General features: G+C 73.5%; 18 protein-coding genes. 9 read left to right on the forward strand and 9 right to left on the reverse strand.

From position 1 onward, the window contains the following. The first annotated feature begins 38 nt into the window (after positions 1-38). Complete coding sequence (locus tag ACFVU9_RS00770) at positions 39-893, forward strand: NlpC/P60 family protein (protein WP_387588610.1); 855 nt, start codon at positions 39-41, stop codon at positions 891-893. Between the two features lie 60 nt (positions 894-953). Here ACFVU9_RS00770 and ACFVU9_RS00775 read toward each other — a convergent pair whose 3' ends face one another. Together ACFVU9_RS00775 and ACFVU9_RS00780 are read right to left on the reverse strand one after the other, a co-directional pair. Next, on the reverse strand, positions 954-1,865 hold the full coding sequence (locus tag ACFVU9_RS00775) for a phytoene/squalene synthase family protein (protein ID WP_387588612.1): 912 nt from the start codon (positions 1,863-1,865) through the stop codon (positions 954-956). Between the two features lie 232 nt (positions 1,866-2,097). Further along, the gene (locus ACFVU9_RS00780) at positions 2,098-2,448 is read right to left on the reverse strand and encodes a hypothetical protein (RefSeq protein ID WP_380444828.1); all 351 of its coding nucleotides are present in this window, start codon (positions 2,446-2,448) and stop codon (positions 2,098-2,100) included. Positions 2,449-2,576: 128 nt separating this feature from the next. Here ACFVU9_RS00780 and ACFVU9_RS00785 point away from each other — a divergent pair, with 128 nt between their 5' ends. Next, entirely contained in the window at positions 2,577-3,551 is a 975-nt protein-coding gene (locus ACFVU9_RS00785; protein ID WP_387588614.1) for a helix-turn-helix domain-containing protein, read from the forward strand. Positions 3,552-3,628: 77 nt separating this feature from the next. Here ACFVU9_RS00785 and ACFVU9_RS00790 read toward each other — a convergent pair whose 3' ends face one another. Next, the gene (locus ACFVU9_RS00790) at positions 3,629-5,539 is read right to left on the reverse strand and encodes a putative Ig domain-containing protein (protein WP_387588616.1); all 1,911 of its coding nucleotides are present in this window, start codon (positions 5,537-5,539) and stop codon (positions 3,629-3,631) included. A gap of 448 nt (positions 5,540-5,987) precedes the next feature. Between ACFVU9_RS00790 and ACFVU9_RS00795 the strand changes: the two genes are divergently transcribed. Beyond that, complete coding sequence (locus tag ACFVU9_RS00795; RefSeq protein WP_387588618.1) at positions 5,988-8,231, forward strand: RICIN domain-containing protein; 2,244 nt, start codon at positions 5,988-5,990, stop codon at positions 8,229-8,231. Between the two features lie 241 nt (positions 8,232-8,472). Further along, positions 8,473-9,255, forward strand: coding sequence for a S1 family peptidase (locus ACFVU9_RS00800; protein WP_380503358.1), 783 nt, complete (start codon positions 8,473-8,475; stop codon positions 9,253-9,255). Between the two features lie 111 nt (positions 9,256-9,366). On the opposite strand, the gene ACFVU9_RS00805 is transcribed toward ACFVU9_RS00800, so the two are convergent. From ACFVU9_RS00805 to ACFVU9_RS00815, 3 genes are all read right to left on the reverse strand, one after another. Then, entirely contained in the window at positions 9,367-10,668 is a 1,302-nt protein-coding gene (locus tag ACFVU9_RS00805; RefSeq protein ID WP_387588620.1) for a PQQ-binding-like beta-propeller repeat protein, read from the reverse strand. 259 nt (positions 10,669-10,927) lie between these two features. Beyond that, entirely contained in the window at positions 10,928-11,698 is a 771-nt protein-coding gene (locus ACFVU9_RS00810) for an ABC transporter permease (protein WP_387588622.1), read from the reverse strand. Next, positions 11,695-12,429 carry an ABC transporter ATP-binding protein gene (locus tag ACFVU9_RS00815; protein ID WP_380493917.1) on the reverse strand — a complete coding sequence of 245 codons (735 nt, stop codon included), beginning with the start codon at positions 12,427-12,429 and terminating at the stop codon, positions 11,695-11,697. The genes ACFVU9_RS00810 and ACFVU9_RS00815 overlap by 4 nt, the downstream gene beginning before the upstream one ends. A gap of 69 nt (positions 12,430-12,498) precedes the next feature. Here ACFVU9_RS00815 and ACFVU9_RS00820 point away from each other — a divergent pair, with 69 nt between their 5' ends. The 4 genes from ACFVU9_RS00820 to ACFVU9_RS00835 all read left to right on the forward strand — a co-directional run bounded on the left by ACFVU9_RS00820 (position 12,499) and on the right by ACFVU9_RS00835 (position 15,577). Continuing rightward, positions 12,499-13,101, forward strand: coding sequence for a TetR family transcriptional regulator (locus tag ACFVU9_RS00820; protein ID WP_380446410.1), 603 nt, complete (start codon positions 12,499-12,501; stop codon positions 13,099-13,101). Positions 13,102-13,324: 223 nt separating this feature from the next. Beyond that, complete coding sequence (locus ACFVU9_RS00825; RefSeq protein ID WP_380446411.1) at positions 13,325-13,678, forward strand: hypothetical protein; 354 nt, start codon at positions 13,325-13,327, stop codon at positions 13,676-13,678. A gap of 87 nt (positions 13,679-13,765) precedes the next feature. Further along, on the forward strand, positions 13,766-14,779 hold the full coding sequence (locus tag ACFVU9_RS00830) for a LysR family transcriptional regulator (protein ID WP_387588625.1): 1,014 nt from the start codon (positions 13,766-13,768) through the stop codon (positions 14,777-14,779). 207 nt (positions 14,780-14,986) lie between these two features. Then, entirely contained in the window at positions 14,987-15,577 is a 591-nt protein-coding gene (locus ACFVU9_RS00835; protein WP_387588626.1) for a DUF3592 domain-containing protein, read from the forward strand. A 28-nt stretch (positions 15,578-15,605) separates the two neighbouring features. Here the strand turns inward: ACFVU9_RS00835 and ACFVU9_RS00840 are convergent, their stop codons facing one another. The 3 genes from ACFVU9_RS00840 to ACFVU9_RS00850 are packed head-to-tail and all read right to left on the reverse strand — an operon-like array spanning position 15,606 to position 18,047. After that, positions 15,606-15,932: an SDR family NAD(P)-dependent oxidoreductase gene (locus ACFVU9_RS00840; RefSeq protein ID WP_387588628.1), complete on the reverse strand. Its 327-nt coding sequence runs from the start codon at positions 15,930-15,932 to the stop codon at positions 15,606-15,608. 34 nt (positions 15,933-15,966) lie between these two features. After that, positions 15,967-17,328 carry a sensor histidine kinase gene (locus tag ACFVU9_RS00845; protein ID WP_387588630.1) on the reverse strand — a complete coding sequence of 454 codons (1,362 nt, stop codon included), beginning with the start codon at positions 17,326-17,328 and terminating at the stop codon, positions 15,967-15,969. Positions 17,329-17,381: 53 nt separating this feature from the next. Then, on the reverse strand, positions 17,382-18,047 hold the full coding sequence (locus ACFVU9_RS00850) for a response regulator transcription factor (protein ID WP_387588632.1): 666 nt from the start codon (positions 18,045-18,047) through the stop codon (positions 17,382-17,384). Between the two features lie 165 nt (positions 18,048-18,212). On the opposite strand from ACFVU9_RS00850, the gene ACFVU9_RS00855 reads away from it, so the two are divergent. Continuing rightward, positions 18,213-19,466, forward strand: a complete 1,254-nt coding sequence (locus ACFVU9_RS00855) for a hypothetical protein (protein ID WP_387588634.1) — start codon at positions 18,213-18,215, stop codon at positions 19,464-19,466. Positions 19,467-19,646 lie beyond the last annotated feature (180 nt).

Consider the following 19,646-nt stretch of genomic DNA (forward strand, 5'->3'; position numbering starts at 1 on the left):
GCCCGTTCCGTCGCACCTCCATGAAGAGGGGACCTTCCTTGCGAGCGAACCACCGTAGAACTCCCGCGGCAGGCCTGCTGCTTGCCCTCCTGGCCGGGCTCCTGAGCGCGATCACCCTCGCCGCTCCGGCCCGCGCCGACACCACCGCCGCGTGCGGGCTGGGCGGCACCCCGATATCCGACGGTGCCGCCCGCGCCATCGCCGCCGCGTGCGACGAGGTCGCCGCCGGCACCTGGTACACGTGGGGCGGCGGCCACGGCCCGACCCCGGGCGCCACGTACGGCAGCGTCGATCCGAGCGACCCCGAGCGGTCCAAGAACGATCCCTACCGGCAGGGCTACGACTGCTCCGGGTTCATCCGCTGGGCCTGGTACAAGGCCGCGGGCTCGGACGTCGTCGGGCAGAAGGACGCCGCCGAGGAGTTCCAGCTCCCCGGGCAGCGCCTGGGCACCGACACCGGTGTGCTGAAGCCCGGCGACCTCGTGTTCTGGGGCACGTCGTGGGTCCACCACGTGGCGATCTACCTGGGCGGCGGCAAGATCGTCGAGGCGCGGGAGTCGGACACGCACATCATGGTGTCCGACCTGACCAGCCACAACATGGCCGACTACGCGGGCGCCGTCCGCTACGACCCCGGCACGGCGGCCACCACCAACCACCAGACGTGGAGCAACGGCGTCAACATCCGCCCGACGCCTGGCACTTCGCGCCCGCCGGTCGCCGTCCTGCCCGGCCCGACGACCGTGCGCGTCCAGTGCCAGACCCACGGTGAGTTGGTGACGGCGGAGGGCTACACCAACGACGCGTGGTCCTACCTGCCGGACTACCACGGCTGGATCAGCAACATCTACCTCCAGGGCCCGGCCTGGCTGCCGGACGTGCCCACCTGCTGACCGACGACCCCCTCCGGCCCTCGCCCGCTCGGGCGGGGGCCGGACGTCGCCCCCCTGCCGTCAGCGCGCCACGCGGCGGGCCCGCAGGTACTCGCGGGCCAGGAGGCGCAGGGCGCCGAGCTTGGACGGGCCGGCGGACCGGCGGAGCAGAGCGGGGACGTCGGCGCGGGCGGTGGCGCTGGTGAGGGCCTCCAGGCCGACCATGCAGCGGACCATCGGCCGGTGGGCCGGCGGGGCCAGGTCGACCACCGTGCGGGCGGCGGCGAGGGTGCGGTCGACCTGGTCGAGCTGCTCGGCGACCAGGGCGCGGAAGGCCGGTGTGTCGCGGCCCTGTTCGAGGTCGGCGCGGGTGACGCCGTGCCGGCCGAGAGTGTCGGCGGGGATCGTCAGACGGCCGTCGGCGAGGTCCTCGGCGAGGTCGCTGACGAAGTCGAGGCGCTGGCTCGCGTCGATGAAGACGCGGCAGGCGGCCTCGTACGCGCTCTGGTCGCCGTCGGGGCCGAGCAGCGCGGCGACCACCATGAACGCCGGCAGCGCGTAGCCGTCGAGGTAGGCCTGGTAGTCGGACTCGGTCGCGAAGCCCGTGAAGTCGAGGTCCGCGAGGGCTCCGGCGAGATGGCCGGGGATGCGCTCGCGCAGGACGGGACGCGCGGCGGCGGAGGCCAGCAGCGGGCGCAGCTCGGGGTTGTCCGTCCGGCCGGTCGCGAGTCCTTCGACGACCTCCTGCTCCCAGCGCGCGTAGGCGGGCCGCCGCTCGTCGACCGGGCCGCTGTCGAGCAGGGTGTCGGTGCGGTGCATGAAGGCGGTGGCGGCGATCACGTGCGGCACCAGCCGGGGCGGCAGCAGCAGCCCGGCGGCGAGGGCGGCCTCGCGGCGGTAGGCGGTGACCTGCTCGCGCTGCCGGCCGTAGTCGCCGCGCAGTCCGGGGTCGTCGATCCCCGCCGCGTCCAGCGCGCGCTCCCAGCTGCCCACGTGCTTCCCTTCGGTCCTTCGTTCGATCGTCCCCGAGCCTAGACGGTGGGCGTGGGGGTGGTGATACGAGGGCCGGGCGCGAGCGATTGGTAAGTGTTCGGTAAGGCGGGTTCGTTTAGGGTCGAAAGACGAGAGCCGCCCGTTTCCTCCGTCCGGGGGGACGGGGAAACGGGCGGCCGGTTTCGATGATTCTTGATTCGTCATCGAACTCGATATCGTGGCCGCTTTTGTGCTATGCGGCGATGACGATCGAGTTGATGGGGGTGAGGTTGATGTAGAGCCAGGAGACGGCGGTGTAGGCGGGGCCGCAGTCGACGCCGTTGTAGCCGGTGCAGAACGACACCTTGGCGCCACCGGTCTGGTTGTTGAGGATCCACTTGTAGCCGTACTGGTTGGAGAGGTTGTACGTCCCGTAGTTGTAGTACCGGTTGGTGATCGTGCCGTCGTTGGCGTAGATGCAGACGTACCCGTCCGCGCAGCCGTTGATGGTGTCGGCGTGGGCTGTGCCCGCGCCGGCGAGCAGGGAGGCGGTGGCGGCGAGGGCGGCCGCGCCGGTGCCGAGTACGGCCTTCAGACGCTTCATTGAGCGTTCCTTTCCCGAGTTTCGGTGGGCGGTCGTTTCGCCCGTGGGACCAGGAAATCGGATGACGGATCGCCGGTCGAATCATTCGAAACAATTCGAAGACGATCACGCGTAAAAGGGGGAATCACGTGATCCGGATCGAACTCTCGGCGGCCGCGGTGGCGCGCACGCGTTTCGCCGTGTCGCCGCTCTACCAGGCCATGCACCTGCTCTTCACCCTCGGGCGGCAGCCTCGCGCGGTGCCGTACGAGTGGCGGCTGCGGGCGCGGGACGTCATCGTCGGGCGGCGGCTGGGGTTGCTCGCCGCGCTGGCGATCAGTGCGGACGGCTACACGCCCGACTTCCTGACGCCGGAGCCGGCGGCCTACCGGTCGGCCGTCGAGGACGAGTTGCACCTGGTGGCCACCGCTCCGGTCGAGCGGGTCCGGGCGGAGATGGGGCTGGTGCTGTCCGGGCTCGCGGACCTCGGGATTCCGGCCCGCAGGCCGCGCGCCCTCGTGCTGGACGCGCTGGACCGCGGGGAGGACGGCTTCGCGGAGCGGCTGGCGGGGGAGTTGGGCGCGTTCTGGTCAGGTGTCCTCGGGCCTCACTGGGCGGGGCTCTCCGCGCGGCTGGAGCACGACATCGCCCGCCGGGGGGAGCTCACGGCGGGGCTCGGGCTGGGCGGGATGGTCGCCGGTCTGCACCCCGAAGTGGGCTGGCACGACGGGACGTTGTCCGTGCGACGGCCCGGCCGTCCGGACCGGCAGCCGGGGTTGCGGATCACCGGGCCGGGCGTCATCTTCGTGCCGGGCGCCTTTCCGCCGGGGCTGATGCTGTCCTTCGACCCTGCGGCGGGGAGACGGACGCCCGTCGTGGTCTACCCGGCGCTCGGCCTGGCGCGGGAGGCCGGGGAGCGGCTGGGCGGATCGCGCTCGTCGATCCTCGCGGAGCTGACGCGGGCTCGGACGACGGCCGACGTGGCCTCGCGCGTGGGCCTCAGTCCGAGCACGGTTTCGTACCACTTGCAGGCGCTCCACCGGGGCGGGCTCGTGCGGCGGACCCGGCGGTCGCGGGAGGTGTACTACGAGGCAGTGGGGGATCCGGCGGGCCGGTTGCGGTGAGGAGCGAAGCCCTTGCCGGGGCGGGCCTTCGGGGCCCGCCCCGGCAAGGGTCGGTGGTGCGGACGATCAGGTGGGCGTCAGGAGACGGTCACGTCGTCGTAGTAGGTGTAGGTCGGGTCGCCCGGGTAGTTGTCGTCGCGGTTCGTCAGGGTGAGGGTGTAGCTGTGGCCCGGGGTCACGGCCGCGGTCTTGTTGACCCACGCGGAGGTGGCGGCGCAGGTCTTGGCGAGGACCGTGGTGGTGGTGCCGGTGGTGTTGTCCTTTAGGGTGGCGGTGGCCCAGTCGTAGGTCACGGTGTCCGGGCAGGTGTTGCTGTACCAGAAGGAGAGCCTGCTGGAGCCGGCCGGGGCGGTGAACGTCTGGGCGATCGAGGAGGTGGTGCTCGGGTTGGCCGAGCCGACCATCGCGCCGTACCCGCCGCTGTGCGCCGCGGAGCCGGAGGCGGAGGTGGAGCCGGCCGAGGTCCAGCCGGACAGGTTGCCGGTCTCGAAGCCGCCGTTGGTGATGGCGTTGCCGCCGCCACCGCCGGTGCTCTCGGTCCAGCCGAAGGAGGCGCTGCCGGAGGCGTTGGTGCTGTCCTTGGCGGTGACGGTGACGGACGAGGTGCCGGCGGCGGTCGGGGTGCCGGAGATCAGGCCGGTCGAGGAGTTGATCGACAGGCCGGCCGGCAGGCCGGTGGCGGAGTAGGTGAGCGCCTGGCCGGAGGCCGAGTCGGTGGCGTGGATCTGCAGGCTCGCCGCCGTGCCGACGGTGCCGCTCTGGCTGCCCGGGTTGGTCACGGTCACCGTGTTCTGGCCGGTGCCGCCGCCGACGATCGGGTGCGAGATGGCGCAGGAGTTGGTGTCGTTGGACCAGCTGGCCTGCTCGGCGAAGGAGCCGGTGCCCATGGTGATCATGGCCGCGCCGCCCGTGGTGCCGGGGGAGAGCCAGGCGCACTCGTCGGAGTTCTCCTGGCCGTTGTAGCTGCTGCCGGACACGTGGTTGGTCCAGCCGCCGGCCGGGAACTGGTCGGACATCGTCTCGTGCCACTCGTGGCCGAGCGTCATCGTCCAGCCGTCGAGGGTGCCGCTGCCGGAGTTGATGAATCCGACCCCGCAGCCGGCGCCGGAGTCCATGTTGTACGGCTGGTTGGAGAACGCGAGGTCGCCGTAGGGCGAGTTGACCGCGCCGCCGGTGAGCGTGGTGTCACCCGTGTAGTCGTGCCAGGCGCAGTACTGGTTCTGGTAGTTGTCCGGGTTGGTGCCGGTCGGCGAGAGGATCACGTAGTACGCGTCGCGGTTGGACGCGGCCGTGGTGTTGCCGAAGTGGCCGGCCGCGTTGACGGCCTCCTGGCCGAGCTGGTTGCCGCTGGCGGCGCTCGGCGAGGCGCCCGAGTTGTCGTACCAGACGCCGGACAGGACGCCGCCGCTCTGGTACGGGACGAAGCTGGCGTTGGACGGGCAGCTGACCGCGCCGGACGCGACGTTGGGGCCGTCGCACCACTGGGTGAGGTCGGCGGACCAGAGCTCGCCGCCGGTGCCGATGTCCTTGAACATCTCCTGGGCGACGGCGGCGGCGCCGTCCGGGTCGCCGGAGAAGGTCGCGTCGCCGCTGCCGTTGGTGCCCTGGCTGCCCCACTGGCTGCCGTAGAAGACCAGGTAGACCTTGGCGTGGCCGTCGAGGACGCCGACGCCGTTGGTGCCGCCGCCGTACGACAGCGTCTGCGGACCGGTCGCCGCGGTGCCGGCGTGGGTGTCCGCCCAGGCCTTCATCTTGGCGTTCTGCGCGATGGTCGGCATGACGCCGTGCCGGTACGGGTGCTGGTACTGGGGGCTGAACGGGTTCGCCGCCGACGCGCTCGGCCGGTTCGTCGCCTCGGGCTGGGCCTGTGCGGCGGTGGAGGCGAATCCGGCGGCCGCGAGGGCCAGCGCCGCGACGCCGGACAGGACCGTCGTTCTCGCCTTGCGGGTCGGTCTGCCCGCCTTGTGGGGCGTGCGGGAAATACCCATGGTGGGGGGAGCCTCTCTCATGCCGACCACCCGCCTGCCTGTTGGCAGCGGGGCTGTGCGGGGTGAGGACGGAGGAGAACAGGCGGCACCGGCACGTGATCCGACGGATCGTCGGTCACGGATCTACGAGGGGGATGGGGGCGGTGCAGCCTGCCACGCCACAGCAAAGCAGGTCCCGGAAATGGGGGTCAACGGGCCGGTGAGTAAAGGGCTTTGAGCTGAACACAACGTTTTCGAAAAATCCGCACGCGGGCGTGCGGTTGGGATCTCGGATTTCCTGCGTCAACAGATTACGGGCTGCTTATTCAGTGATGGCCGGACTTATCCAGTGAAGTCGAGGCGCGGAGTGTGTCGCCGGTCTTGACCGGGCTGACGCTTGCTGCCACTGTCGTGCTCGAAGTTGCTTGAACTGAAGCAGAGTTGAGCAAGAGTGAGCCAGGGAGTGCCCGTGTTCCCTCACCCGTCCCGCAGACTCGCCACCCTGTTGACCGCCGCGGTCCTGCTCGCGGCCACGGTCACCGCTTCCGCGCTGCCGTCCGCGGCCTCGGCCGACGAGCCCGACCGCTCGGCCGCCTACACCGTCACGGTCGGGGCGCCGACGCCCTTCACCCACCCCACCGACACCCCCGCCGTCCCGTACGTCGACAAGGACGGCACCTTCTACTTCCAGCAGTCCGCCGCGCTGTACGGCAAGAACGACCCGCGCTACTGGGACTTCTTCACCGGCACCGACTTCGACACCGCCACCCGGTCCGCCGCGATCAGCGGCGCCGTCAACCCGGCCGACCCCGCCGACCGGAACGACGACACGACCTCGCGCTGCAACAACAGCCCCACCGGGCGCGGCGCGACGTTCGCCGGCGGCGCCAGCGGGTACGCGCAGAAGAACTACTGCGACCTGTCCGGCGTGTGGGTCGACCCCGACACCGGCGACTGGTACGGGCTGGTGCACAACGAGTTCACCCCGCAGCCCTTCGGGGACGGGCTCCACTACGACGCCATCGACTACGCCGTCTCCACCGACCAGGGCCGCACCTGGGCGATCAGGGACCACGTCATCACCTCGCCGTACAGCACGAGCCGGGGCGACACCGCGCAGTTCCCCAACGAGACCTACTCCTACGGCGACGGCGACCAGCGGCTCCTCGTCGACACCGCCTCCGGGTACTTCTACGTCTTCTACGGCTCGCGCATCGTCGACAAGAGCGGCGGCTGGAAGGCGTTCCACTCCCACGTCGCCCGCGCGCCGATCGCTTCCAAGATGGCGCCCGGTTCCTGGCGGAAGTGGTACGACGGCGCCTGGACCGAGCTCGGCACCGGCGGCCGCGAGAGCAACATGGTGCCCGTCGACGCGGACAACTCCACCGGGTACACGGCGGCGGCCGACGAGTACGACCCGGCCAACACCGGGACCTCGGCCCAGCAGATCGCCGCCGGGACGATGCCCCCGACCTCGCCGCTGTTCGTCATGGACGTCACCTACGACGCCTACCTCGGCCTCTACATCGGCGAACCGCAGGCCGTCGACCAGAGCGGCAACGCGCCCCAGCGCTACTACGCCACCGCCGACCTCTCGACCCAGAAGTGGGTGCCGATCGGCGACACCGGCGGCTACCACACGGCCTCCTGGTACCGCTGGTTCCTCGACGGCGCCAACCGGACGAGCTCGGCGATCGTCGGGCGGACCTTCCGCGCCTACTGCGCGTTCGGCTGCTCCGGCGGGGCGGACGGCGAGTACGTGCCGGTCACGATCGACCCGTCGGCGCCCGCCGCGCCGCCGGTCGACCCCGGCCGGGTCTACCGGATCGCGAACGCGGACGGACGGGTCCTCGCGCAGGCCGCGGGCGGCCCGGACACCACCTCGCTGGTCGCGGCGACCGGCTCGCCGCTGGAGTCCTGGACCTTCGCGGCGAACGGCGACGGCTCGTACAGGATCGCCAACGGCTCGACCGGGCAGCTGCTCGGGGTCGACTCGGGCTCGGTGAGCGGGCGTTCGTGGGGAGCCCGGCCCGTCCTCGGCGCGGCTCCGGCCGGCGGGCCGACGGTCGGGCAGCAGTGGTGGCTCGTGCCCGGCACGGCGGCGGACGGCACCGCGACCGGCGCGCTGCGGATCGTGAACCGTTACAGCGGCCTCGTCCTCGGACTCTCGGCGAACGCCTACCGGCTCACCGAGACGACCCCGAACCGGAGTTGGACCGACCGCAGCGGCAGCACCGTCGGCGGCGCGCGGACGGCGGCGGAGCAGACCCTGACGCTCACCGCCCTCGGCCCGGCCGGCACCGGGCTCGACGGCACCCGCACGGTGGTGGCCTCGGGCAAGGCGCTGGACGACCCGGCCCACTCCACCGGCCAGGGCACCCGGCTCGTCACCTGGACGCCCAACGGCGGCCGGAACCAGAACTGGGTCTTCACCCGGCAGGCGGACGGCAGTTACCAGCTCGCGAACGGCGAGTCGAAGCTCTGCGCCGACGTCAGCGGCGGTTCGGCAGCGGCCGGGGCCCAGGTGATCCAGTGGCCGTGCACCGGCGCGGCCAACCAGCGCTGGATCGCGACGCAGGTGGCGGGCGGCGGGTACACGCTCGCGTCGCAGAAGAGCGGCCTCCTGCTGACCACGGCTTCGACGGGCGACGGCGCGCTCGTCACGCAGCAGCCGGACACCGGCTCGGCGCTCCAGCGGTGGGTGATCGGCTGAGGCCCTGACGGTCGGACGGCGGCGGCTCCCGGGGCCCGGTGGTGGCCCTGGGAGCCGCGCGTGACGGGGTGACGGCGTGGCGGCGCAATACTCCGATCAGTGGCGCTCTCCCCGCCGATCGGCGGGTGTCCCCGATGGGCCGTCAGGGGCCAGCCTTGCGGGCAGTTCGGCATGGACATGCCACATCTGTTCCATGTCATCCCCCACGAGGCGGCCCCACACCGCCGGACAAGGACACACCATGAGGTACTTCCCGCTGCCCAGGATCCTCGCCGCCGCCGCTGCGGCCACCGCGCTCGCGCTCGCCGCGCCCGGGACCGGCGCCTCGGCCGCGCCCGTGCCGAGCCCCCCGATCATCGGCGGTGGCAGCGCGTCGCAGAACTACTCCTTCATCGTCTCGCTGCAACAGGGCGGCCAGCACATCTGCGGCGCCTCGCTGATCTCGCCCACCTGGGCGGTCACCGCGGCACACTGCGTGGCCGGCGGCACGGCGGACCAGTTCACCGTCCGGGTCGGTTCGGGCGACCGGACCTCGGGCGGCGAGGTGGCCTCGCTCGCCCGGGTCGTCCCGCACCCGAACTACAGCACCAACAACGACATCGCCCTGCTCCAGCTCGCGGCCCCCGTCCAGGCCACCCCGATCGCGATCGCCGACAGCGCGCCGGCCGGCACCGCCACCCGGCTGCTCGGCTGGGGCCAGGAGACGCCGCAGCCCGGTGGTGACAACGGCCCCGACCAGCTCAAGGAACTCGACACCAGCCTGCTCCCGAGCGGCTGCGCCGAGGGCTTCGACGCCTCCTCCGAACTCTGCGTCAACAACCCGCAGGGCCCGGACGGCAGCAACCAGGGCGCCTGCTACGGCGATTCGGGCGGCCCGGCGATCGCGCAGATCAACGGTGAGTGGCGGCTGCTCGGCGCCACCAGCCGCGCCGGCGGCACCTCGCCCACCTGTGCGGTCGATCCGTCGATCTACACCAACGTGACCGCGTTCAAGGACTTCATCCAGAGCACCATGGCGAGCTGAACCGCACTCCTGCCGAACCGCTCTCCTGCTGAACGGCATTCCTGCTGAACCGCTCTCCTGCGGCGTGCGGACCGAGGTCCGCACGCCGCAGGACCTTGTGATCCGCGTGAGCTAACTCGCGCCCAGCGGCAGTGCGTGCAGGGCGTCGTCGTGGCCCGCGTAGAGGTGGGTGTCGTCGGCGGCCAGCGACCAGACGTCCTTGCCGGGGATCCCGTCGCGGAAGGTCCAGAGCTGCCGGCCGGTCGCGGCGTCGATCGCCCACACGCCACCGGCGGCCGGCCCGGGGACGTACAGCACGCCCTTGGCCACCAAAGGTTGGCTCCGGACGTCCAGCGGGAACGGCAGCCGGTAGGACCACACCTGGCGGCCCGTCACTGCGTCGTGGCCCGTGAGCAGGCCGTTGTCGCGCGGGACGTAGACCCGGGCGCCGTCCGCGACCGGCGGCAGCGCCCGCCACTGTTCTCCCGCGGCCGGACCGGCCGTCCAGCGCGACTCGCCGTTCGGCGCCAGCGCGCGGACGCCCCCGGTGCCGTCGGGGACATAGATGTTCTCCGGTCCGGGGGTGTACCAGCGCAGGTTCTCGTCCGCGGGGGCCTTCCACAGCTCCCGGGCGTCGGTGGCATCCCGGACGACCACCTCGGTGCGCTCGCCGGCTCTGCGCCTGCACAGCAGCAGGCCGGGGGCGGCCGTCACGGGGGCCAGCAGGTTCTCGCCGGCCCCGAAGGGCCGCGACCAGAGCACCGACCGGTCCGAGACCCGGATCGCGAACACCTTGGTGTCGGGTGACGTGGTCGTGGTCGAACCGTAGTTGAGGACCGAGCCGTACAGCGTGCCGCCGTCGCAACCGGCCAGTTGGACGCTGCCGCGGCCCAACTCCGCCGGCAGCGGCAGGCTCCAGTCGCCGCCGGGGTCGGTGAGATGGCGGGACTCGATGCGGCCCTGGAAGGTGGTGAACAGCCGGTCCGGCCCGAACACCACGCTCCCCATGGAGTCCGGGCCGCTCGGCGGGTACGGGCGCGGCTGGTCGAAGGTGATCAGCCGCGCCGGGGCGCCGCTCGCGGGATCCAGCACCACCAGCCTGGTGCGGGACGGGAACAGCGGCCGGCCCGGCCGGTCCGCCAGCCGCTCGGGCGCCATCGCCTCCGCCCCCCGGTACGTCCAGGCCGGCGCGGGCCCCTCCGCCGCGGTCGGCCGCGGCGTCGGCGGCGCCGTCCGGGCGGAGCGCCCGAAGGCCCACAGTGCCGCGCCCCCCGCGAGCACCCCGGCCCCGACGAGCAGTCCCCGCCGGCCGAGCCGCGGCCCCTCCCCGCCCCCGCCGACCACGTCCCCGGGCGTCCCGCCGGCACCGCCCGCGTCGTCCCACTGCCACGAGCCCTGCTCCGCCGACCGCTGCCCGGCCGAAGGCGACTCCATCTACCGGCTCCCTCGTCCCCCCAAGGCAGCGCTCACCGCCGCCGATCAACGGAGACTACCGAACATCCGTCCCCGATCTATTGCGGCGGCGCGAACCGGCCGGGTCTCGGATCCGCCGGCAGTCGGCGGCGCCCTGTCGGCCGCCGTCCGGCATGGCCCTTCGCGCACTCCGGCCGCCGGGCGGGCAGGCTCGGGACCACGCACACCGTGGTCCGGCGCTGCCGGCCGGAGGGTACGGCCATGTGGACCGAGGGCGGTATCAGGCGGTTCGGCGGCGGAGGGTGGCGGCTCCCAGGGCGAGGGCGAGCAGGGCGGAGCCGGCGACGACGGCGAGATCGCGGGCCACGGCGGAGTCGGCGGTGGCGGTGGTGGTGAGCCGGGTCATCGCGTCGACGGCGTAGGAGAGCGGCAGGACGTCGGAGGCCCAGCGCAGCGCGGTCGCCATGGCGTCGCGCGGGACGAAGAGCCCGCACAGCAGCATCTGGGGGAGGAGGACGGCGGGCAGGAACTGGACGGCCTGAAACTCGGTGGCCGCGAACGCCGAGACCAGGAGGCCGAGCGCCATGCCGAGCAGTCCGTCGGCGACGGCGACGGCGAAGACCAGCCAGGTGGGGCCGGCGATGTGCAGGCCGAGCGGGCCGATGGTGAGGGCGGTGGCGAGGGTCGCCTGGAGCAGGGCGACGGCGCCGAAGGCCAGGGCGTACCCGAGGAGCAGGTCGAGCTTGCCCAACGGCATGGTGAGCAGCCGTTCCAGGGTGCCGGTGGTGCGTTCGCGGAGCATGGCGACCGAGGTGACCAGGAACATCACGAGCAGCGGGAAGACGCCGAGCAGGGCGGGGCCGGTCCGGTCGAAGGTGGCGGGCTGGGCGTCGAACATGTACTTGAGCAGGACGAGCAGCAGGCAGGGCACGACCAGGAGCAGGGCGAGGGTGCGCGGGTCGTGGCGCAGCTGGGTGAGGACGCGGCGGGCGGTGGCGAGGGTGCGCCGCAGGGCGTGCGCCCTCCGCGGCCGGGTGCGGGGGGTGGTCATCGGCCGGCCTCCACCAGTTCGAGGAACGCGCTGTCGATGTCGGCGGCTCCGGTGGCGCGGAGCAGCGCGTCGGGGGTGTCGTGGGCGAGCAGCCTGCCGTCGCGCATCAGTAGCAGGCGGTCACAGCGGGTGGCCTCGTCCATGACGTGGCTGGAGACCAGCAGGGTGGCGCCGCCGTCGGCGAGCCGGCGGAAGAGCCGCCAGAGGTCCTGGCGGAGCACCGGGTCGAGGCCGACGGTCGGCTCGTCGAGGATGAGCAGCTCGGGGGTGCCGAGCAGGGCCGCGGCGAGTGAGACGCGGGCGCGCTGGCCGCCGGACAGGCGGTCGGCGATGTCGCGTTCGTGGCCGGTCAGGCCGACCTGGGCGATCACCCGGGCGGGGTCGGTCCCGGGTGCGCCGAGGACGGCGGCGAAGTAGTCGAGGTTCTCGGCGACGCTGAGGTCGCCGTAGACCGAGGGGGCCTGGGTGACGTATCCGACGCGGTGGCGCAGGGCGGGGCTGCCGGCGTCGAGGCCGAGCACCTCGACGCGGCCGGCGGCGGTGCGCTGCACGCCGACGACCGAGCGCAGCAGGGTGGTCTTGCCGCAGCCGCTGGGGCCGAGCAGGCCGGTGATGGTGCCGGCGGCGATGTCGAGGTCGAGGCCGTGGAGGACCGGGCGGCCGCCGCGTTCGACGGTCAGGCCGGTGATGCGGACCGCGGGGCCGGGCGGCCCCGCCATGGAATTCATCATGTGATGAGTTTTGCGCCGCCGGGGGTGCCGGTCAAGTCGCGCGCAGGTGTCACCGGTGACAATGGCCTCGTGAGTGGCGAGGGGAATCAGCAGAAGCGGGTCGGACGGCGCCCCGGGGGAGAGGACACCCGGGGCGCGGTGCTGGAGGCGGCCCGGGCGGAGTTCGGGGCCCGCGGGTACCAGAAGGCGAGCATGCGGGCGATCGCCCGCGCGGCCGGTGTGGACGCGGCGCTGCTGCACCACTACTTCGGGACGAAGGACCGGCTGTTCCTGGCGGCACTGGACTTCCCGGTCGACCCGCGGGCCGTCGTGGAACGCGTGCTCGCGGGCGAACGCGAGCGCGTCGGCGAACGCGTGGCCGCCTTCGTCCTCGGGCTCTGGGAGGAACCGGCGGTACGGGACCGGCTGCTGGCGCTGCTGCGCACGGCGGCGGCCAGCGAGGAGGTGGCGGCGCTGGTGCGGGGCTTCATGGTGACCGAACTCGTGGGCCGGCTGGCGGGCGAACTCGACCTGGAGGAGCCGGAGTTGAGGGTGGAGCTGACGCTCTCGCAGATCGTCGGGCTGGCGATGGCGCGCTACGTGATCCAGGTGGAGCCGCTCGCGTCGGCACCCGCGGAACGGCTCGCCCCGCTCCTGGCCCGGACGGTGCAGGGATACCTGGCCGAGCCCTGAGGGTGCGCGGCGCCGGGCCTGGCGGCGCCGCCGGACCGTTCTCGGGCACAGCTCGACAGCACGACGGTAAGCCGATGACGTCGCGCCGCCCTCCCAGTAGGCTTCGGCAGCAGTGACGTCGGCAGTGACGTCGGCAGTGACGTCGGCAGTGACGTCGGCAGTGACGTCGGCAGTGACGTCGGCAGTGACGTCGGCAGTGACGTCGGCGGGGAGGACGCGGAACATGCTCGGCTGGTGGATCGGCATCACGGAACTGAGCCCCGAGGAGTACGACCGGGCAATCCCCGAGCAGCGCCGTGACTTCGTACTCGCCAGGTGGGAGATCGGGGCGTCAGGGATCACGTGGGTGGAGGAGCTGGTGGCCGCGGGCAAGGCCGAGCAGTTGATCCGCGGCGGGTACCCCAACCGCTACACCGCCCGCGCGGAGCACGTCCTGCCCCTGCTGGCCGCCGGTGCGGTGCCCGGCTCCGGTACCGGAACATGGGTCCAGGCCCGTGCCGTGGAGACGCATCCGGAACGGATCGCCGCGTGCCCGGCCGACCGGGCACTGACGATCGAGGTCTGGGACCTGTCCTAGGGACGCTCGGACGAGCGGTCCGGACCGGCGCCGCGGCCTCTGCCAGGATGGGCGTCCTCGACCCGGGCGGAGCGAAAGGGCGGCGCAGTGGTGGAACTCGACCCGAAGAGACTGCTGATCCTGCGCCAGATCGCCGACTCCGGCAGCGTGGCGGGCGCCTCGCGCGCCCTCGGCCACACGCCCTCCGCGGTGTCCCAGCAGCTGAGCCGGCTGGAACGCGAGGTCGGCGTCCCGCTGGTGGACCGCACCGGCGGACGGGCCGAACTGACCACCGCCGGACGCCTGCTGGCCGGCTACGGCGACCGGATCGGCCAGGCGCTCCAGGACGCGGCCCGCGACCTGCGGGCACTCGGCGGGGCCGCCGCCGGCCCGGTCGCCATCGGTGTGCCGGCGCCCGCCATCACGTTCTTCGCCACCACCGCCGTCCACCTGCTCGCCCGCACCCACCCCGACCTCGTCCCCCGGCTGGTGGAGACCGGGCGGCAGGAGGGGCTGCGCGCACTCCGCCTGGGCGAACTGGACGTCCTCGTCATCGAGGACGACCGGCAGGAGCCCACCCCGCTGCCGCCCGGCGTCGAGGCGAGCGTCATGTTCGAGGACGCCTACCGCCTGGTCGTTCCGGCCGACTGGCCGTCGCCCGCCGACCCCGCCCAGCTGTCCGGCCGCCCCTGGATCACCGCCCCGGCCGGCTCCCCCCGGCAGCTGGCCTTCCAGCGCCTGGCTGCCGAGCACAGCATCGTGCCGCTGGTGGAGCACACCGCCCGCTACCGCTTCGCCGTCTACACCATGCTCGCCGCGCGCCTCGGCGCCGCGATCCTGCCCGCGAACGCCGCCGCCCTGATCGGCCCGGGCGCCGGCACCGTCACCTCGCTGCCGGTGCCCGGCTCCTACCTGGTGCGGCTGCTGCGGCGCACCGGCCCGTGGGGCGCGCCCCCGGCGGTACGGGCGGCGGGCGAGGCGCTCCAGAGCGCGCTGCTGACGGCGGGCGAGCGGCTGGCGGCGCAGGGCCTGACCGACGGTGAGCCGCGGGTGAGCAGCCATCTGGTCGATCCCGGCGAGCGGACCGCGCCCGGCGGGCCGTCCGCCACGCCTGTGCCGTAAGCATCGCTGAACGCCGGGGGTGAGCACCGCTTTCTGGTGCCGGTTCCGCGCCTCTGCCAGCGTGGCCGGGTGACCACCACCGCGGACGACCGACCTCCCGCTCCTCCGACTCCTCCCGCTCCTCCGACTCCGCCGACTCCCGAAGACCGACGGCCCCCCGCCGCCCCGAGCCGGGCCGGGGGCCCGCGCCGTCGGGCGCGCGGCGCCGTGCGCCTGCTCCAACGCGCGGCCTGGGCCGCGGTGTTGGCCGGCGCGGTGACGACGGCCTGCACCCCGTGGGGCTCGACGCCTTGGTACGCCGGCTGGAGGGGTGCGGCCGGTGCGGCGGCAGTCGCGGCGCTGGCCGGACCGGTGAGCGTCGCCCTGGGCGAGAGCCCGCGCTCCGGCTCCGTGGCCGGAGCCCTGTTCCGCAGCGCCCTGCTCGCCCTGATGCTCTGCGTGTTCGCCGGCGGTTTCGCCTTCTCCCTCAGCGGCTGGTTCCACCAGCACGACCGCGACGTTCACGCCACGCTCCGGGTGTCCGCCACCGTCACCGGCTGCCACGACAGCGGCGACACCAGCACCGAGTGCACCTACCACTGGACGGCGGACGGGCACGAGTACCGCGCCGACGAGGGCGCGGACGAGCAGTGGCCCGACGGACACCGGGTCGGCGTACGGATCGACCCCGTGCACCCGCAGCGGGCTCCCGTCACCGGCGGCGGCTACTGGCCGCTGTGGATCATGGTCGCCGTGGGCGGGCTCGGCACCCCGTTCATCCTGTGTGCCTGGTGGCTCCTGGAGGAGCCCGCGGAGTAGAGCCGGGAGGGAGCGCGGGGTGATCGGGTCAGGCCTGGCCGGCGGGGCGAAGCAGGATCTCGTGGATGGCCAGGTGCCGGGGGCGCTGGAGGGCGAAGGTGATGACCTCGGCGACGTCCTCGGCGGTGACCTGGGCGACGTCGTAGAGCTGCCGGGCGCCCTGGCAGGTCGCTTCGTGGGTGATGTGGGTGGGCAGCTCGGTGGCGACGACGCCGGGCTCGATGACGGTGACGCGGACGTCGGGCAGCAGCTCCTTGCGCAGCGACTCCGACCAGCCGTTGATGCCGAACTTGGTGGCCGCGTACACGCCGCTGCCGGCGTTGGCGACCCGGCCGGACGGCGAGGAAGGCCCCACCGGGACGTGAGCCCCGGCGACGGCCGCGGGAGGCTCATCCCGTCGGCAGGGAGAGCTCGAAGCAGCCGCCGGCGCCGGTGGACGGCCGACCGAGGGTGAGGTCGCCGCCTGCCGCGCGGGCGAGGCGGCGGGCCAGGGCCAGGCCGAGGCCGGCGCCGTCGTGGCCGTCCCCGGGATCGGCCCGGCGTCCTGGCTCGAACACCGCCTCGCCCACCCCCTCGGGGATGCCCGGGCCGTCGTCGCTGACCACCACCGTGACCGAGCCGGGCCGGCCCGCGCACTCCATGGTCACCGACGTCCGGGCGTAGCGGCGCGCGTTGTCGAGCAGCGGCGCCAGGATGCGCTCGACGATCGGGGCCGAAACGCCGGCCACGACCTGTGCGTCACCCCCGTGTACCCGAACCGGCGGCGCGTGCGGGAACTCTTGGGCGCTGCGCTCGGCCAGCGTGGCCAGCAGTGGCGCGAGCAGGCAGCGGCCCGGCGCCTCGCCGGTTCCGCCGCCCGCGCCGATCCCGTCGCGGGCCTGGGAGAGCAGCGTCTCGCAGATCTCCCGCATCCGCGCCGAGCTCTCGGCGATGGCGCGGTGGGCGGCCTGCTGTTCGGCGGCGTCCCGGGGCCTCGCCAGCAGCCAGTCCGTCTCGGCCGTGATCCGGGCCAGCGGTGTGCGGAGCTCGTGCGAGAGCTCCGCGGTGAGCTGCTGCTCGTGCCGCAGGACGGCGGCCAGCCGGTCCAGCAGTTCGTCGAGGTTGCCGGCGAGGGCGGACAGTTCGGCCGGGCGCCGTGCGGTGCCGAAGCGGCGGGTGGTGTCGGCGGCGCTCCAGGCCGCCGCCTGGGCGCTCATCGCCGCCACCGGGCGCAGCGCGCCTCCGACCACGGCCCGGGTGACGAGGTACACGGCCGCGAGCATGAGGGCGGCGAGGGCCGCGGCCGCGGTCAGGGCGAGTTCGGCCGTGGGTTCTCCGGGGTCCGGTCCGACGGCGGCCACGACGGCGCCGACGCGTCGGTCGCCCGCGAGGACGGGCAGGACGTAGAGGCGGGCGGGGTCGGGTCCGGTGCTGCGGCTGAATCCGGCGGGGCCGCCGGCGAGCCGGTCTGCGGTGTTCTGGAGGGCGCGCGAGGCGGTCGGGCGTTCCAGGGCCTGGTCGTCCTGGTAGATCCAGACGCCGACGTCGAGGGCGCTGTCGTCGGCGGGTTCGTCGATGGTGAGCCTGCCGTCGGCGGAGGGGCGGACGGTGGCGGCCGCCGCCGTGGCCCGGGTGCGCAGCAGTTCGTCGGCCTGGCTGTTCAGTTGTGCGGTGAGCAGCCCTTGGAAGACGGCCGTCAGCACGGCCACCCAGACCGCGATGCTGACCAGGGCGATCAGTGCCAGGCGGCCGCGCAGAGTGCGGGGACGCACCGAACGCAGCCGTGTCGGCAGCCGGTGGGGGCGGATCCGCCCGGTGGAGGGTCTCATTCGAACCGGTAGCCCACGCCGCGCACCGTGGCGATGCCGTGCGCGCCGTCCACCTGGCGCAGCTTGCGACGCAGGCGCGCCAGGTACTGGTCGAGGGTGTTGTCGGTAACCATGGCGCCCTCCGGCCAGCCCGCGCGCAGCAGCGCCCGCCTGCGGACGACGGCTCCGGGTACGGCCATCAGGCAGGCCAGCAGCCGGAACTCGGTGGGGGTCAGGGCGACCGAGCAGTCCCGTCCGGCCAGGACGTGCCGGGCCGGGTCGAGGCGCAGCTCCGAGCCCCCGCCGCCGGGTTCGCAGCCGAACCGGCGCATGGCGGCGCGCAGCCGCGCGGCGAGCTCGGCCATGTGGAACGGCTTGGCCAGGTAGTCGTCACCGCCGGCCGAGAACCCGGACAGCCGGTCGGTGAGTCCGCCGTGCGCGGTCAGGAACACCACGGGCACGGCGAAGCCGTGGGCGCGCATCGCCTGGCACACGTCCCGGCCGTCGGAGTCGGGCAGGCCGATGTCCAGCACCACGGCGTCGACCTGCTGCCGCACCGCGCGCAGCGCACTCGCGCCGTCGGCGGCCGTCAGCACGTCGAACTGCTCCTCGCGCAGGCCGCGGGCCAGGGCCTCGCGCAGTCCGTGGTCGTCCTCGACGACCAGTACCCGGTGATCGGTCATCGGCACAGTATCGCCCGTCCGGATGAGAGCAGTCTGGGCGGCTCAGGACGCCGGGGGCCGCCTCCCGGCAGGTGGCCCCGTGCCGCTGTGCCTGCGGTGACCTCGCGGATTCCCGCGGTGACGCGCTCAGGTTGTGTTCAGGTCGCGCGTGTCAGCCTCGGCGTCATGACATCCACCATGGAGCGATCCGGGGCCGCGTCGCTCGGCCGCCAGTTGATCAACAAGGTGCCCGAGGTCACGATCTGGTTCTGGGTGATCAAGATCCTCTGCACCACGGTCGGCGAGAGCTTCGCCGACTGGATCAACACGACCCTCGGCGTCGGCCTGGTCGACACCTCGTTGATCTTCACCGCCGTGCTGGCCGGCGCCCTGGGCTGGCAGCTCGGTACCAAGCGCTACGTCCCGTTCGTGTACTGGCTCACCGTCGTGGTGCTGAGCGTGACCGGCACCCTGTACACGGACATCCTCACCGACAGCCAGGGCGTCCCCCTCGCGGTGAGCAGCGGCGTGTTCGCCGGCGTCCTCGCCGTCGTCTTCGGGATCTGGTACGCGCGTGAGCGGACGCTGTCGATCCACAGCATCGTCACCCGCTCCCGTGAACTCTTCTACTGGCTCGCGGTCCTGGTGACCTTCGCCCTCGGCACCGCGGTCGGCGACTGGACCCTGGAGCTGACGGGCTGGGCCCCGGGCGTGTCGGTGCTCCTTCCGCTCGGGCTGATCGCCGCGATCGTCGTCGGTCGGCGCCTCGGCGCCGGCGCGGTGCTCTCCTTCTGGCTGGCCTACATCCTCACCCGCCCGCTCGGCGCCAACCTCGGCGACTGGCTCGCCTCGCCGAGCAGCGACGGGGGCCTGGGCCTGGGCACCGCCGTGACCAGCGTGATCTTCCTGGCCGCGATCCTCGCCACGGTCGTCCACCTCACCCGGAGCCGCAGCGACGTCATCGCGGCCGACGACGAGGCCCGCACGCCGCAGGCGGCGAACCCGGCGCGTGAGCGGGTCATGCTCGGCTACTTCGCCCTCGTGGCGGTGGCGGCCGGAGCGCTGCTCGTGTGGGCGAACCAGCAACCGCACGCGGCCGTGGCCGGCGAGGCCGACGCCCCGGCACCCGTGGCCGCTTCCCTCACGCCGCAGCAGGCGACGTCCTCCTTCCCCCCGGCGGAGATCGCGAAGTTCCGCACCATCGCGTCCGACACCCTGGCCAAGCTCGACGCCGGGGACCAGAAGGCCGCGACCAGCCGGGTGAAGGACCTGGAGACGGCGTGGGACGACGACCAGGACAGCCTCCAGCCCAAGAACGGGCAGGCCTGGCACTTCCTCGACGGCGAGATCGACCACGTCCTGACGTCGCTGCGCGCCTCGCACCCGGACAAGGCCGCCGAGGTCCAGGCGCTCGACACCTTCCTCGCCTCGCTCGGCTGACCGACCGCGACACCGACTGCCCGCCGCTCGGCGCAGTGCCGAACTCGGGCGCTGCGGAGGGCGGGAGCAACGTGGTGGCCCGGGGCGGGGGCCCGCCCCCCGCCCGGCCCCCCCGGGGGTCAGGGCCGCCCCGACCCCCGGGGGGGGGGGGGGGGGCCGGGGGCGCCCCGGGGCCTGCGG

Origin of the sequence: Kitasatospora sp. NPDC057936, from assembly GCF_042887525.1 — a bacterium.
Taxonomy (GTDB): Bacteria; Actinomycetota; Actinomycetes; order Streptomycetales; family Streptomycetaceae; genus Kitasatospora.

Excerpts from the sequence above, each read along its gene's own strand:
- ACFVU9_RS00805 (WP_387588620.1), bottom strand. The coding sequence starts at position 10,668 with ATGGAGTCGCCTTCGGCCGGGCAGCGGTCGGCGGAGCAGGGCTCGTGG.
- ACFVU9_RS00800 (WP_380503358.1), top strand. The coding sequence starts at position 8,473 with ATGAGGTACTTCCCGCTGCCCAGGATCCTCGCCGCCGCCGCTGCGGCC.
- ACFVU9_RS00780 (WP_380444828.1), bottom strand. The coding sequence starts at position 2,448 with ATGAAGCGTCTGAAGGCCGTACTCGGCACCGGCGCGGCCGCCCTCGCC.
- ACFVU9_RS00825 (WP_380446411.1), top strand. The coding sequence starts at position 13,325 with ATGCTCGGCTGGTGGATCGGCATCACGGAACTGAGCCCCGAGGAGTAC.
- ACFVU9_RS00815 (WP_380493917.1), bottom strand. The coding sequence starts at position 12,429 with ATGATGAATTCCATGGCGGGGCCGCCCGGCCCCGCGGTCCGCATCACC.
- ACFVU9_RS00810 (WP_387588622.1), bottom strand. The coding sequence starts at position 11,698 with ATGACCACCCCCCGCACCCGGCCGCGGAGGGCGCACGCCCTGCGGCGC.
- ACFVU9_RS00850 (WP_387588632.1), bottom strand. The coding sequence starts at position 18,047 with ATGACCGATCACCGGGTACTGGTCGTCGAGGACGACCACGGACTGCGC.
- ACFVU9_RS00855 (WP_387588634.1), top strand. The coding sequence starts at position 18,213 with ATGACATCCACCATGGAGCGATCCGGGGCCGCGTCGCTCGGCCGCCAG.
- ACFVU9_RS00790 (WP_387588616.1), bottom strand. The coding sequence starts at position 5,539 with ATGGGTATTTCCCGCACGCCCCACAAGGCGGGCAGACCGACCCGCAAG.